The sequence below is a fragment of the Comamonas sp. SCN 65-56 genome (assembly GCF_001724135.1).
Lineage (GTDB): Bacteria > Pseudomonadota > Gammaproteobacteria > Burkholderiales > Burkholderiaceae_C > Comamonas_C.
Window position 1 is genome coordinate 22,257 of record NZ_MEDS01000019.1, and the last position, 13,015, is coordinate 35,271.

Consider the following 13,015-nt stretch of genomic DNA (forward strand, 5'->3'; position numbering starts at 1 on the left):
CAATGGGGCGGCAAAAGCCACCCCATTGTGCTTCAGAGATTTGTCCCGATCAGCCGCGGCGGCGACGACGCAGGAAAGAGCCGCTCACACCCAGCGCGCCCAGCAGCATGGGCAAGGCACCCGGCAGCGGTACGGAAGAAACCGGGGCAGCGGCCACCGTGATGCTGTCCGTCTCCAGCGCTACGCGGCCACCATCGACGAAGGCGCCGACGCCGAAATCAAAGGTGCCGGCAGCTATGCCCGTGAAGGTCACGTCAAAAGTAAAGACGCGGTCTTCGGAACGATCCCAAGACCCGGTGTAGGAAACCGGGTTGAAGCTCACGCCCACTCCGCCCGAAGAGCCGACAAGACCCAGCGAAACGTTGGAATAGGTTGCGAACGAATCTCCTATCGCATCCTTGATCAACTGATCGATGTCTGCACCACTGCTAATAAGGTTGAACGAGCCTCCGGTGGAAGTGGCGATGGTCGTTGCGGCGTTGCCGGTGCAGTTATTGCCTTCATAGGCGCAAGTGTTATTCATAGCCGACGTGCCGACCACAATGACTTTGACGTTGTTGTCGTTCAAGGCCGTGATGGTATTGGCCAAGGTGGGGTAGTCGCCGCCTTCGTGACCCGGTGCATCACCGAACTGGACGATGAAACGGTTGGAGCCTTCACGCCAATCCGTGGCCTCTGCCTGCTGCTTGAGAGCAATTAGATTGGCTTCAGGGGTGTCACCGCCGCCACTGGCTCCCCAGGCGTTGATGCCTGCCTGTACCGCAGACGTGTCGGACGTCAGTGCTTGATTGACCTTGGTGGTGTACGAGTCGAATCTGTCTTTGTATTCACTGGCGCCGAACTGGGCATCCCCAAACCCTGAGAGACCGCTCATGATGGCGGTCGCATTGGATTTCACCGTGCTGTTGATGCCACCCATCGAACCGGTGGTGTCGGCAATGAACTTCACATCCACGAGCGCCGAGGTCGGGCTTCCCTTGGAGATGACCACCGTCTTGGTGATCGTGACGGACTCACCGATACCCAATGTCGTCGAATAGGTCGATGGCGAAATGGAATCTGCCATGGCCATGCTGCTGGCCAGTGCAAAGCTGGCCGCCACGCCCAGCATGCGAATAACGTTTTTCATGGACGCCTCTCTTGTGATAGACGGTTGCAATAATGAGGGAGCCAATTCATCCGCACAATAGTTCCATCGGACTAATGTGGTGGTTCGACAGAGTACGTATATCAGTAAATATTTGAAATGTGTCTGTTTCATTGCTTCTTCATAACCAGACAACCTGCTATACATTCCTTGACGCACCACCCCGTTCAAGAGGCTCCCGTGTCCATCCCATCCCTTCTGAAATCCACCATCGCGGCGCTGGCGTTGGTGGCCGGCACCGCTGTTTTCGCCCAGGGCACGCCCATCAACGCCGCTGCGTTTGACGCACTGGTGGCGCAAGGCCCCGTGGCCGACGCGGCCACCATCGCATCGAGCACCTGGGCCAGCAAGATCAAGCAGGCCGGCCTGCTGCGCCTGGGCGGCACGCGCACCTCCAATCTGTTTTCGCTGCTGAACGAGAAAGACGGCAGGATGCGCGGCTTTGATGCGGGCCTGGCCGACCTCATCGCCCGCTACATCCTGGGCGATGGCGCAAAAACCCAGTTCACGCAGGTGAACTCTTCCACGCGCGAGCAAATTCTCATCAACGATCAGGTGGACATGGTGATCGCCACCTACTCCATCACTCCCGCGCGCGCCGAGAAGATCGACTTCGCCGGCCCTTACTACACCTCGCAGGCCGGGGTGCTGGTCAAGGCGGGCAACACCACCATTCAGTCGGTCAACGACCTGGCCGGCAAAAAAGTGGCGACGCAGGCCGGTTCCACCGGGCCGGCCATCCTGGCGCAATTCGCCCCCAAGGCGCTGGTGCAGGAATTCCAGACCCACCAGGAAGCGCTGGACGCGCTGCGCCAGGGCCGCGTGCAGGCCTATGTGACCGACTACACGCTGCTGCTCACCGCGATCAGCCTGGGCAGCGGCGACGCCAAGCTGGCAGGCGCGCCCTTTGGTGCGCCAGACCCCTATGGCATCGGCCTGCCCAAGGGCTCGGACGGCGTGGCCTTCCTCAATGGTTTTCTGAAGAAGCTGGCGGCCGACAGCACCTGGGCCAGGCTGTGGACGATCTCCATCGGCGAGCGCACCGGCAGCGCCGCCGTGCCAGCACCGCCAGCCCTGCCCTGATCCACCGGCAATGGGCGAGGTTTCCCGGCTGCTGGCCGACTACGGGCCTGCCTTCGGGCAGGCCCTTTGGTTGACCTGGAAGCTCACGGTGCTGTCCTTCGTGCCCGGCTTTTTGCTGGGCGTGCTGGTGACGGTGCTGCGCCTGCTGCCGCTGCCGCCGCTGCGCTGGGCACTCACCGCCTATGTCGAGGTCTTTCGCAACATCCCCAGCGTGGCGCTGCTGATTTTCATCGTCTTCGCGCTGCCCGATCTGGAGCTGGTGATCGACTACGAGCCCAGCGTCATCCTGACCCTGGCGCTGGTCGGCTCAGCCTTCACGGCGGACTATTTGCGCGCCGGTATCGCCACCGTCGCCAGCGGCCAGGTCGAGGCCGCCCTCAGCCTGGGACTGCGGCCGCTGCAGGTCATCACGGCGGTGGTACTGCCGCAGGCGCTGCGCGCGATGGTGCAGCCCATGACGTCGCTGCTGATCGCGCTGATGCTCTCCACCTCGCTGGCGTCGCAGGTGCCGTTTCCGGGCCGGGAACTGACCGCGCTGGTCTCCAAAATCGCCACCGATTCGGCCGCCGGCATCCCTGCGTTCGCCATCGCGGCGGCCTTGTATGTATTCAGCGGCCTGCTCATCGCCTGGGCGGGCGCGGCGCTCGAAAAGAAGCTGCGCATACTGCGATGAGCCGCCCGCTGGAAAACCTGCTCTTTGGCGCGCCCAGCCCCCGGCTGCGGGCCGCTCAACAGGCGACAAGCGCTCTCGCCGCGCTCGCGCTGCTGGCACTGGCCGCGGCCATCGTGCTGCAGTTTCACGCAGCGGGGCAGCTCGATGCCCGCTTCTGGCAATTCTTCGCCTGGCCAACCACCTGGCCGTTTCTGGCCCAGGGCCTGCTGGGCACGCTGGCGTCCGCCGCCATGGCCGCCGTCATCGCACTGGCCCTGGGACTGGGGTTGATGCTCGGGCGCGTGGCGCGGCTGCGGCTGCTGCGCTGGCCCAGCGTGGCGGTCATCGAATTGCTGCGCGGCACGCCGACGCTGCTGCTGATTTACGTGTGCTTTCTGGTGCTGCCGCAGGCGGGCATCAAGCTCAGCACCTACTGGATGCTGACTTTGCCCATCGCCTTGAGCGCCGCCGCCGTGGTGGCCGAGGTCTACCGCGCGGGGGTGCTTGCCGTGCCACGCGGCCAAACCGCTGCAGCGCGCAGCTTGGGGCTAAGCGAAGCCCAGGTGTTTTTTTCCATCGTCTTCCCCCAGGCACTGCGCACCATCATTCCGGCGCTGGTCGCGCAACTGGTCATCGTGGTCAAGGACACCACCTTTGGCTACGTCGTCACCTATGGCGAACTGATGCAGAACGCCAAGGTGCTGATCGCCAACTACCACGCGCTGGTGCCGGTGTATCTGGTGGTGGCGCTGCTGTATTGCGGCGTGAACTACGCGCTCTCCAGGGCGAGCGTGGCGCTGCGCCCATAGCGCAACCCGCCTGAGCGCGGCATGGCGATTGCGCCTACAGTGGCGCGATGAGCAGCACACCCATCACCTTCCCCAACGCCCATGGCACACGGCTTGCCGGACGGCTGGACCAACCCGAGGACGCGCCGCGCGGCTGGGCGCTGTTTGCGCATTGCTTCACCTGTTCCAAGGACAGCCGCGCCGCGGTCTTCATCGCCCGTGCGCTGGTGGAATCGGGTTTTGGCGTGCTGCGCTTTGACTTCACCGGGCTGGGCGAGAGCGCAGGCGATTTTGCCGAGACGCATTTTTCATCGAACGTGGATGATCTCGTCGCTGCCGCCGACTGGCTGCGCGCGCGCCACGGTGCGCCCGCGCTCGTGATCGGGCATTCGCTGGGTGGCGCGGCCATCCTCGCGGCAGGCGCGCGCATCCCGGACGCCAAGGCGTTTGCCACCATAGGCGCGCCCTTCGAGCCCGGGCATGTGACGCACAACTTCGGCGCGCAGCTGCAAACGATAGAAACCGAAGGCCGTGCGACGGTGCAGCTGGGCGGACGCGCGTTCACGATAGACCGCGCCTTTCTGGACGATGTGCGCGGCCAGCGCCAGGCCGAGCGCATCCGTGCACTGCGCCGCCCGCTGATGGTGCTGCACTCCCCCATCGACACGACGGTGGACATCAGCAACGCCAGTGGCATCTTTCAGGCGGCAATGCATCCCAAGTCCTTCGTCTCGCTGGACGATGCGGACCACCTGCTTTCACGCCAGGAGGACGCACGCTACGCCGCCAGCGTGATCGCGGCATGGGCCGCGCGCTATCTGCCAGCGGCGGCACAGCCGCAGCCCGAAAACGCTGTGGCCGCAGATGGCTGGGTGCATGTGGCCGAGCGCGGCACCGGCGCCTACACCGTGGCAATTGCTGCCGGGCCGCACCACTGGCTGGCCGACGAACCCGCCAGCGTGGGCGGCGACGACCTGGGCCCCAGCCCCTACCAGATGCTGAGCGCGGCACTGGGTGCCTGCACCGCGATGACGGTGCGCATGTATGCCAATCGCAAACAGTGGCCACTGACCAAGGTGAGCGTGGTGCTGCGCCATGAGAAAGTGCATGCCAGCGACTGCGCCGAGTGCGAGACCAAGGCCGGCAAGATCGACCGCATCGAGCGCGCCATCACCTTGGAAGGCCTGCTTGACGCCGCGCAGCGCCAGCGCCTGCTGGAAATCGCCGACATGTGCCCGGTGCACCGCACGCTGCATTCCGAGGTACAGGTGGTCACGCACGAGGTGGGCACGGGCCTGCCGCAATAGCCGCACGCGCGGCAGAAATCGAGGTACAGGCGTATGCTGGTTTGGTGTGGAGGCACGGCATGAAAAACACGATTCCAGCAAGCCATGTACGCATCAAGCGCGCCTACGTGGAACCATCGCCTGATGATGGCGAACGCATTTTGATTGACCGGCTCTGGCCGCGCGGCGTCAAGAAAGAGGCCTTGCAACTGACCGAATGGAACAAGGATCTTTCGCCCAGCACCGACCTGCGCCACTGGTTCAACCACGAATACGACAAGTGGCCGGAGTTTCGCCGCCGCTACGCCGCCGAGTTGGCGCAAAGTCCAGAGCATTTCGCCGCCTTGCGTGAGCGCGCACACAAAGGCGTGATCACGCTGGTGTATGGCGCGCACGACGAAGAAGTGAACAACGCGGTGGCGATGCGCGAATACCTGTTGAGCCCGACGGGCCTCGATGTGCAATGAACGGAGAGCAACGATGGACCACGCGATTTATCCGAAGTTCGGCGACGCCGACATCGCCCGCAAGCGCCGCGAGCTGGCGCCCAAACAGCTTGAAGGCTTTCGCGCTTTCAGCGCCGCGGCCTTTGCCGAGGGCGAGCTGGATGCGAAAACCAAGCAGTTGATCGCCGTCGCGGTGGCGCATGTCACGCAGTGCCCGTATTGCATTCGCGGCCACACCGACGGCGCGCTGAAGGCCGGCGCGACTGAAGGGCAGATCATGGAAGCGATCTGGGTCGCGGCCGAAATGCGCGCGGGCGGCGCCTACGCGCACTCCTCACTGGCAATTGATCAGATGGCAGCACACCAGGACAAGACGCACCAAGCCTGAGCCGCAGCTTCAAGCGCGCGGGCTACGCGCTGACGCATCCACCTCCGCAATGCCATCGGCATCGCACCCCATGCTCGCCGCGATCCAGCGGCGCACCAGCGCGCGCCAACCGCGCGTGAGCCCGTTGCTGCACCGCTGCACAGCGCGCTCAGCATCCTGCAGGACGCCGCAGACATAGCGCCCTGCGCCGTCATCCCAGCGCAGCTTGACGCATGGCCCGGTGGTGCGGCGCGAATACAGCATGCCGAGCGGGCACGGTTCGGCCAGGCAGCACAGGCCACAGCCATTGCAGGGCGAACCGACGGGCGGCTTGGGCGGCGCGTTCACATGGCGCCAGGCGCGCTGCCAGCCTGAAGGCATGGGGCGCGCGGGTTTGTGCAAGGGTGGCATGCTTATTCAGCGCCCTGCCCATCAAAGGCGCTTTTGCGCCGTGTGCAAGATGGTCAGCACCTGCACGGTGTTGTCCTTCACGCGATAAACGGCAATGTAGTGCTTGTGCAGCACCAGTTCGCGCGTGCCGTACACCCGACCCGGCCTGCCCAGCGTGTGCTCGCGCAACAAGTTTAGTTTGTCGCGCAGTTCGCGCACAAAGCTGGCGGCGCGCACCGGATGGTCTTGGGCGATGTAGGTAGCGATCTCATCCAGACGTGCCAGCGCGCGGCGCGTCCAGCGGATGTCACGCGCCATGACGAGCAAAAACCGTGGCGACTTCTTCCTCGCTGGAGAGATCGCCCTGCTCCGCCTGGGCCAGCCCGGCTTCAATGTCCTGAATCTGCCAGCGCTGTGCGGCAACGTAGCTGCTCAAAGCCTCTACCGTGACGAAACTCTTGGTGCGCGAGGTTGCGCGTGCCAAGTCTTCAAGCTGCTGGTAGAGCTCGGAAGGCAGGCGCACATTGATGGTACGGCTGGGCAGGGTGGCGGATTCGGTCATGGCGGCGCTTTGCATTGGGTGTATTACGTTGCATTGTAGAAATGACATTGATCGTCTGCAACGCGTTTTCAACGCGCCAGCACTGGCGCCAACGCCTGTCCGGTATGGGTCTTCAGCCGCACCAATTCCTCGGGCGTACCCGCCGCTACGATGCGCCCGCCGCCCGCGCCGCCTTCGGGGCCGAGGTCGATCACCCAGTCGGCCTCGGCAATCACGTCCAGATCGTGCTCGATGACGAGCACGCTGTGGCCGCCATCGACCAGGCGGTGCAGCACGCGAATCAGCTTGTCCACGTCGGCCATGTGCAGGCCGACGGTAGGTTCATCGAGCACGTAGAGCGTGCGCGGCGTTTTCTGGCCGCGGCGCGTAACGTCATCGCGCACCTTGGTGAGTTCGGTCACCAGCTTGATGCGCTGCGCCTCGCCGCCCGAGAGCGTGGGCGAGGGCTGGCCTAGCGTCAGGTAGCCCAGGCCCACGTCTTTCAGGAGTTGCAGCGGGTGCGCGATGGCGGGCATGCTGGCGAAAAACTGGACGGCCTCATCCACCTCCATGCGCAGCACCTCGCCTATGCTCTTGCCGCGCCAGGTGACGGCCAGCGTCTCGGGGTTGAAGCGCGCGCCGTGGCAGACCTCGCAGGGCAGTTTCACGTCGGGCAGGAAGCTCATTTCGATGGTGCGCATGCCCTGGCCCTGGCAGGAGGGGCAACGGCCTTCGCCGGTATTGAACGAGAACCGCGCCGCCCCGTAACCGCGCGCCTTGGCCTCCAGCGTTTCGGCAAAGAGCTTGCGGATCAAGTCCCAGAAGCCGATGTAGGTCGCCGGGCAGGAGCGCGGCGTCTTGCCGATGGGCGTCTGGTCGACTTCGAGCACGCGATCCACCGATTCGAAGCCCGAGAGGCCGGTGCAGCCGATGAGCGGCGGTGCCTTGCCCGCATCCATCGCATCGCGCCCTGCTTTGGTCTGGCGCTGGCTAACCCAGGCGGCCACGTTGGCCAGCAGCACGTCGCGCGCCAGCGTGGATTTGCCGGAACCGGAGACGCCGGTGATGGCGACCAGGCGGTTCAGAGGCACGCGGGCGGTGAGGTGGTGCAGGTTGTGCAGGTGGGCACCATGCACGGTGAGCCATGCCTTCACTCCCTCCCCCTCTGGGGCTGAAGGCCGCAGCTCCGGTTCCGCCTGCGCGGAACCGGACGGCCTGAAGAGCGGCGGCGTCTCGCCGCCAGCACCGGGGTTGGGGTGGGGGCTAGCAGCTTCCGCATTGATAGCTGCTCGCGCTTGCTGGTCAAGCGTTAGAGGCTGATTTGATTCAAATTCATCATTGGCACCGGGTTGGCCCCCACCCCTGCCCTCCCCCAAAGGGGGAGGGAGCAAAACCGGCCGCCGCGCCTGCAAGGGGTGGCGCATCGCATGCAGCAGGTAACGCCCGGTCTGCGAATCCGCCACGGCCTCGATGTCGGCCACACGGCCCTCGGCGATCAGGCGGCCGCCGCGCTTGCCGGCGCTGGGGCCGATGTCGATCACGTGCTCCGCGGTGCGGATGGTTTCTTCGTCGTGCTCGACGACGACCAGGGTGTTGCCCTTGTCGCTCAGGCTTTGCAGTGCCCTCAAGAGGATGCGGTTGTCGCGCGCGTGCAGGCCTATGGTCGGCTCATCGAGCACGTAGCACACGCCCTGCAAATTGCTGCCAAGCTGCGCCGCGAGCCGGATGCGCTGTGCCTCGCCGCCCGAGAGGCTGGGCGCGCCGCGGTCGAGTGTGAGGTAGGACAGGCCCACCTCTTCGAGGAAGGCCAGGCGGCTCGCTATCTCGGGCAGCAGGTCGCGCGCGATCTCGGCACCGCGGCCGTCCAATTGCAAGCCCCGCACCCACGCGCGCACGTCGGCCACCGAGAGTTGCGCGATGTCGGTGATGGGCTGGCCCTCGAACAGCACCGCGCGCGCCACCGGGTTCAGCCGCGTGCCTTCACAAGTGGGGCACGGCACATCCTCCAGGTCTTCCAGCTCGGGCTCGCCAAAGGTCTTCTCGCGGCCCAGCTCGCGGTCGGGCTGCATGGACTCGGTGATCACCTTGCGCTGCGCGCGCGTGAGCTGCACGCCGGTGCCCATGCAGTCAGGGCACCAGCCGTGCTTGCTGTTGTAGGAAAACAGGCGCGGGTCGGGCTCGGCGTAGCTGGTGGCGCAGACCGGGCAGGCGCGCTGAGTGGAAAACACCTGCACGCGGCCTATGCCCGACGTGGGCCTGCCCTGCGCCAGCGCGGCTTCCAGTCCGTCAAGCTGGCTGATCACCTGCACCACACCCTTGCCCAGCGCCAGCGCCTTTTCCAACTGCTCGTGCAGCAGGGCTTCATCGGCAGGCAAAACGTCCAGGCTGAACACCGGCAGTTCGATGCTGTGCTCCTTGAAGCGATCGAGGCGCGGAAAGCCCGTCGTCGGCAGAAACTCGCCATCCACGCGCAGATGCGTGTAGCCGCGCGGGCGTGCCCAGTCGGCGAGTTCGGTATAGACGCCCTTGCGGTTGACGACCAGCGGCGCGAGCAGGCCGACGTGCTGGCCGCGGTAGTCGCGCAGCACCTGCGCGACGATGCTGTCCACGCTCTGCGGCTGCACAGCAGCGCCGTCGTGGATGCAGTGCTGCACGCCGAGCTTGACGTAGAGCAGACGCAGAAAGTGCCAGATTTCGGTCGTCGTGCCGACGGTGCTCTTGCGCCCGCCGCGCGACAGACGCTGCTCGATCGCCACCGTCGGCGGAATGCCGTAGACCGCGTCCACCTCGGGCCGGCCCGCCGGCTGGACGATGGAGCGCGCGTAGGCGTTGAGCGATTCGAGGTAGCGCCGCTGCCCCTCGTTGAACAGGATGTCGAAGGCGAGCGTGGATTTGCCCGAACCGGAAACGCCGGTGATGACGTTGAACTTGCCGCGCGGGATGTTGACCGACAGGTGCTGGAGGTTGTGCTCGCGGGCGTTGATGATCTCAATCGCGGTTGGGCGTTGGGGGTTGGGCGTTGGGCGTAAATACCCAGCCTGCACCTCCTGCACGCTGAACGCTGAACGCTGAACGCTGAACGTTTTTTCGTACTCGCGCAGCGCCTGCGCGGTGTATGAGCCCGGGTGCTGGCGCAGCTCCTCGGGCGGCCCTTCGGCCACCAGCTCGCCACCCGCATCGCCGCCATCGGGGCCGAGGTCGATCACCCAGTCGCTCGCGCGGATCACGTCGAGGTTGTGCTCGATCACGATCAGCGAATGCCCGGCATCCAGCAGCTTGCGCAGCGCGCGCATCAGCTTGGCGATGTCGTCGAAGTGCAGCCCCGTGGTCGGCTCGTCGAACAGGAAAAGCTGCCCCTTGCGTGCCACCGGCTGGTGCGACTTGGCTCGCGCGCGCGCCGCTTCGGCGAGAAAGCCGGCGAGCTTCAGGCGCTGCGCCTCGCCGCCCGAGAGCGTGGGCACGGGCTGGCCCAGGCGCACGTACTCCAGGCCGACGTCGACGATGGGCGCCAGTGCGCGCTTGACTTCTGCATCGGCGGCAAAAAGCTGCGCCGCCTCGCTCACCGTGAGCTCAAGCACATCGGCCACGTTGAGCAGCCGCCCGCCGCGCTCCACGCGCACCTCCAGCACCTCGGGGCGGTAGCGCTGGCCGTTGCAATCGGGGCAGCGCAGATACACATCCGAGAGGAACTGCATCTCCACGTGCTCGAAGCCCGAGCCGCCGCAGGTCGGGCAGCGCCCGTCGCCGCTGTTGAAGCTGAACTTGGCGGCGTTGTAGCCGCGCTCTCTGGCCAGCGGCGCGGCGGCGAAGACCTCGCGGATGCCATCCCACGCGCCGACGTAGCTCGCGGGGTTGGAGCGCGCCGTCTTGCCGATGGGCGATTGGTCAACGAAGACCGCGTCGCTCAGAAAGTCCACGCCCAGCAGCCTGTCGTGGCGGCCCGGTGCCTCCGTGGCGCGGCCAAAGTGGCGCATCAGCGCGGGCGCGAGCACGTCCTGGATCAGCGTGGACTTGCCCGAGCCGGACACACCGGTCACGGTGACCAGCCGCTGCAGCGGGAACTGCACCGTGAGGTTCTTGAGGTTGTGCTCGCGCGCGCCTTCCAGAATCAGGCGCGGCGTGGACGCCGCCACCAGCCGCTTGAAGCCCATACCGACGGATTTGCGCGCACCGAGGTAGGCACCGGTCAGCGTGTCGGCCTGGCGCAGCGCATCCACGCTGCCATCGAAGACGATCTGACCGCCGCGTTCGCCCGGGCCCGGGCCCATGTCGATCACGCGGTCGGCGCAGAGCATCACCGCCGGATCGTGCTCGGCGACGACGAGGGTGTTGCCCGCATCGACCAGGCGGCGCATCGCCACGTTGATGCGATCCATGTCGCGCGGGTGCAGGCCGATGCTGGGCTCATCGAGCACGAACAGCGTGTTCACCAGCGAGGTGCCCAGCGCCGTGGTCAGATTGATGCGCTGCACCTCGCCGCCGCTGAGGGTGCGGCTCTGGCGGTCGAGCGTGAGGTAGCCGATGCCCACGTCGCAGAGGTATTTGAGGCGGGTGGCGATTTCTTCGAGGATTTGCTGGCGCGCTTGGGCATCCGCATTGGCTCCCTCCCCCGCTGGGGCTGAAGGCTGCGGCTCCAGTTCCGCCTGCGCGGAACTGGACAGCCTGAAGAGCGGCGGCGTCTCGCCGCCAGCACCGGGGTGGGGGTGGGGGCCAGCGGCGCCCACATCCACAAGATCGCCTGAACTTGGCACCGTCAGCCCCCACCCCTGCCCTCCCCCAAAGGGGGAGGGAGAAAGAAGCAGCCGCTGCACGAACTGCCGCAACTTCACCAGCGGCAGCATCACCAGATCATGCAGGCACAGCCCCGGCAGCGCCTCCAGCTGCGCCCGGCTCCACGCCACCCCCTGTGGCATGAAGCGCGCAGCGGGTGCCAGCACCGCGTCCGCATCCGCCTTGCTGCCCACGCGCCACAGCAGGCTCTCGGTCTTGAGCCGCGCGCCGCTGCACACCGGGCAAGGGGTGTAGCTGCGGTATTTGGACAGCAGCACGCGGATGTGCATCTTGTAGGCCTTGGTCTCCAGGTAGGCAAAGAAGCGCTTGATGCCATACCACTGGCGGTTCCAGTTGCCCTCGCGGTAGTCGGGCGTGCCCTCGATCACCCAGCATTGCTGCGCCTCGGTGAGCTTGTTCCACGGCGTGTCGCGCGGGATGCCCGCGGCCTCGCCGTGGCGCATCAGGTCGTCCTGGATTTCCTTCCACGCGGGCGTCTGGATCGCCTTGATCGCGCCCGCGCGCAGCGTGCGCTTGTCGTCGGGAATCACCAGCCCCCAATCGACGCCGATCACGCGGCCGAACCCCCGGCAGGTCTCGCATGCGCCCACGGGCGAGTTGAAAGAGAACATCGAGGCGATGGGCTCGGCGTAGCGGATGTCGCTCTCCGGGCAGTGCAGGCCGGTGGAAAAGCGCCAGATTTCAGGCTCGGCCTCGCCCTCCTCCGGCAGCCGGTACACCGCCATGCGCCCGCCGCCGCGCAGCAAGGCCGTCTCGATCGCCTCGACCACGCGCGCGCGCTCGGCCCTGCCCATGCGAAAGCGGTCGGCCACCACGTCCAGCAGCTTCTTGCCGTCGTGCTCGCGCTCGGCCTGCACCTTGGTGAAGCCGCTGGCCGACAGCCATTGCTGCATCTGCTCGGGTGTGGTGCCGCCCGGCAGCTCGGCGGCAAAGGTCAGCACGATGCGCGGATCGCCCGCCTGCGCGCAGCGCGCCTGCAGCTCGGCGTGGATGCTGTCCGCGCTGTCGTGGCGCACGGGCAGCGCGGTCTGGCGGTCAAACAGCCGCCCGGCGCGCGCGAACAACAGCTTCAGGTGGTCATTGAGCTCCGTCATCGTGCCGACGGTCGATCGGCTGGAGCGCACCGGGTTGGTCTGGTCGATGGCGATCGCGGGCGGCACGCCCTCCACCTTGTCCACCGCCGGCTTGTCCATGCGGTCCAGGAACTGGCGCGCGTAGGGGCTGAAGGTCTCGACATAGCGCCGCTGCCCCTCGGCGTAGAGCGTGTCGAACACCAGGCTGGACTTGCCGCTGCCGCTCGGGCCGGTGACCACCGTCAGCGTGCCGGTGGCGATGTCCAGATCAAGGTTCTTGAGGTTGTGCTGGCGGGCTCCGCGGATGCGGATGCTTCCCTCGTTCATGTGACGGCCTTCACGGAGGTGGGGCCAAAATTCTAGGCGGCGCGGCCCATGTCGCAAGGATGCAGGGTTATAGGCAGCGCTTTATTTCATTTGAAATAAAAACATCGTTTTATTTCATGTGATG

The 13,015-nt window shown here is 66.0% G+C and carries 11 protein-coding genes; 6 read left to right on the forward strand and 5 right to left on the reverse strand.

Going from position 1 to position 13,015, the window contains the following annotated elements; all coding sequences use genetic code 11:
- Positions 1–49 precede the first annotated feature (49 nt).
- On the reverse strand, positions 50–1,129 hold the full coding sequence (locus ABS45_RS11325; RefSeq protein ID WP_291555637.1) for a hypothetical protein: 1,080 nt from the start codon (positions 1,127–1,129) through the stop codon (positions 50–52).
- A 198-nt stretch (positions 1,130–1,327) separates the two neighbouring features.
- On the opposite strand from ABS45_RS11325, the gene ABS45_RS11330 reads away from it, so the two are divergent.
- From ABS45_RS11330 to ABS45_RS11355, 6 genes are read left to right on the forward strand one after another with little or no spacing between them, the layout of a single operon-like run.
- Entirely contained in the window at positions 1,328–2,230 is a 903-nt protein-coding gene (locus tag ABS45_RS11330) for a glutamate ABC transporter substrate-binding protein (protein WP_291555638.1), read from the forward strand.
- Positions 2,231–2,240: 10 nt separating this feature from the next.
- Positions 2,241–2,903, forward strand: coding sequence for an ABC transporter permease subunit (locus ABS45_RS11335; RefSeq protein ID WP_291555639.1), 663 nt, complete (start codon positions 2,241–2,243; stop codon positions 2,901–2,903).
- Positions 2,900–3,691 carry an amino acid ABC transporter permease gene (locus ABS45_RS11340; RefSeq protein ID WP_291555640.1) on the forward strand — a complete coding sequence of 264 codons (792 nt, stop codon included), beginning with the start codon at positions 2,900–2,902 and terminating at the stop codon, positions 3,689–3,691. The genes ABS45_RS11335 and ABS45_RS11340 overlap by 4 nt, the downstream gene beginning before the upstream one ends.
- A gap of 47 nt (positions 3,692–3,738) precedes the next feature.
- A complete protein-coding gene (locus ABS45_RS11345) occupies positions 3,739–4,977 on the forward strand; it encodes a bifunctional alpha/beta hydrolase/OsmC family protein (protein WP_291555641.1) in 1,239 nt (412 codons plus the stop codon).
- Positions 4,978–5,036: 59 nt separating this feature from the next.
- A complete protein-coding gene (locus ABS45_RS11350) occupies positions 5,037–5,423 on the forward strand; it encodes a DUF488 family protein (RefSeq protein WP_291555642.1) in 387 nt (128 codons plus the stop codon).
- Positions 5,424–5,436: 13 nt separating this feature from the next.
- A complete protein-coding gene (locus ABS45_RS11355) occupies positions 5,437–5,790 on the forward strand; it encodes a carboxymuconolactone decarboxylase family protein (protein WP_291555643.1) in 354 nt (117 codons plus the stop codon).
- 9 nt (positions 5,791–5,799) lie between these two features.
- On the opposite strand, the gene ABS45_RS11360 is transcribed toward ABS45_RS11355, so the two are convergent.
- From ABS45_RS11360 to ABS45_RS11375, 4 genes are all read right to left on the reverse strand, one after another.
- A complete protein-coding gene (locus tag ABS45_RS11360) occupies positions 5,800–6,150 on the reverse strand; it encodes a hypothetical protein (RefSeq protein WP_291555644.1) in 351 nt (116 codons plus the stop codon).
- A gap of 51 nt (positions 6,151–6,201) precedes the next feature.
- Positions 6,202–6,477: a type II toxin-antitoxin system RelE/ParE family toxin gene (locus ABS45_RS11365; protein ID WP_291555645.1), complete on the reverse strand. Its 276-nt coding sequence runs from the start codon at positions 6,475–6,477 to the stop codon at positions 6,202–6,204.
- The gene (locus ABS45_RS11370) at positions 6,467–6,721 is read right to left on the reverse strand and encodes a hypothetical protein (protein WP_291555646.1); all 255 of its coding nucleotides are present in this window, start codon (positions 6,719–6,721) and stop codon (positions 6,467–6,469) included. Before ABS45_RS11370 ends, ABS45_RS11365 begins: the two co-directional genes overlap by 11 nt.
- A 68-nt stretch (positions 6,722–6,789) precedes the next feature.
- Positions 6,790–12,891 carry an excinuclease ABC subunit UvrA gene (locus ABS45_RS11375; RefSeq protein ID WP_291555647.1) on the reverse strand — a complete coding sequence of 2,034 codons (6,102 nt, stop codon included), beginning with the start codon at positions 12,889–12,891 and terminating at the stop codon, positions 6,790–6,792.
- Positions 12,892–13,015: the final 124 nt, after the last annotated feature.

Excerpts from the sequence above, each read along its gene's own strand:
- ABS45_RS11325 (WP_291555637.1), bottom strand. The coding sequence starts at position 1,129 with ATGAAAAACGTTATTCGCATGCTGGGCGTGGCGGCCAGCTTTGCACTG.
- ABS45_RS11335 (WP_291555639.1), top strand. The coding sequence starts at position 2,241 with ATGGGCGAGGTTTCCCGGCTGCTGGCCGACTACGGGCCTGCCTTCGGG.
- ABS45_RS11340 (WP_291555640.1), top strand. The coding sequence starts at position 2,900 with ATGAGCCGCCCGCTGGAAAACCTGCTCTTTGGCGCGCCCAGCCCCCGG.
- ABS45_RS11345 (WP_291555641.1), top strand. The coding sequence starts at position 3,739 with ATGAGCAGCACACCCATCACCTTCCCCAACGCCCATGGCACACGGCTT.
- ABS45_RS11350 (WP_291555642.1), top strand. The coding sequence starts at position 5,037 with ATGAAAAACACGATTCCAGCAAGCCATGTACGCATCAAGCGCGCCTAC.
- ABS45_RS11355 (WP_291555643.1), top strand. The coding sequence starts at position 5,437 with ATGGACCACGCGATTTATCCGAAGTTCGGCGACGCCGACATCGCCCGC.
- ABS45_RS11360 (WP_291555644.1), bottom strand. The coding sequence starts at position 6,150 with ATGCCTTCAGGCTGGCAGCGCGCCTGGCGCCATGTGAACGCGCCGCCC.
- ABS45_RS11365 (WP_291555645.1), bottom strand. The coding sequence starts at position 6,477 with ATGGCGCGTGACATCCGCTGGACGCGCCGCGCGCTGGCACGTCTGGAT.
- ABS45_RS11370 (WP_291555646.1), bottom strand. The coding sequence starts at position 6,721 with ATGACCGAATCCGCCACCCTGCCCAGCCGTACCATCAATGTGCGCCTG.
- ABS45_RS11375 (WP_291555647.1), bottom strand. The coding sequence starts at position 12,891 with ATGAACGAGGGAAGCATCCGCATCCGCGGAGCCCGCCAGCACAACCTC.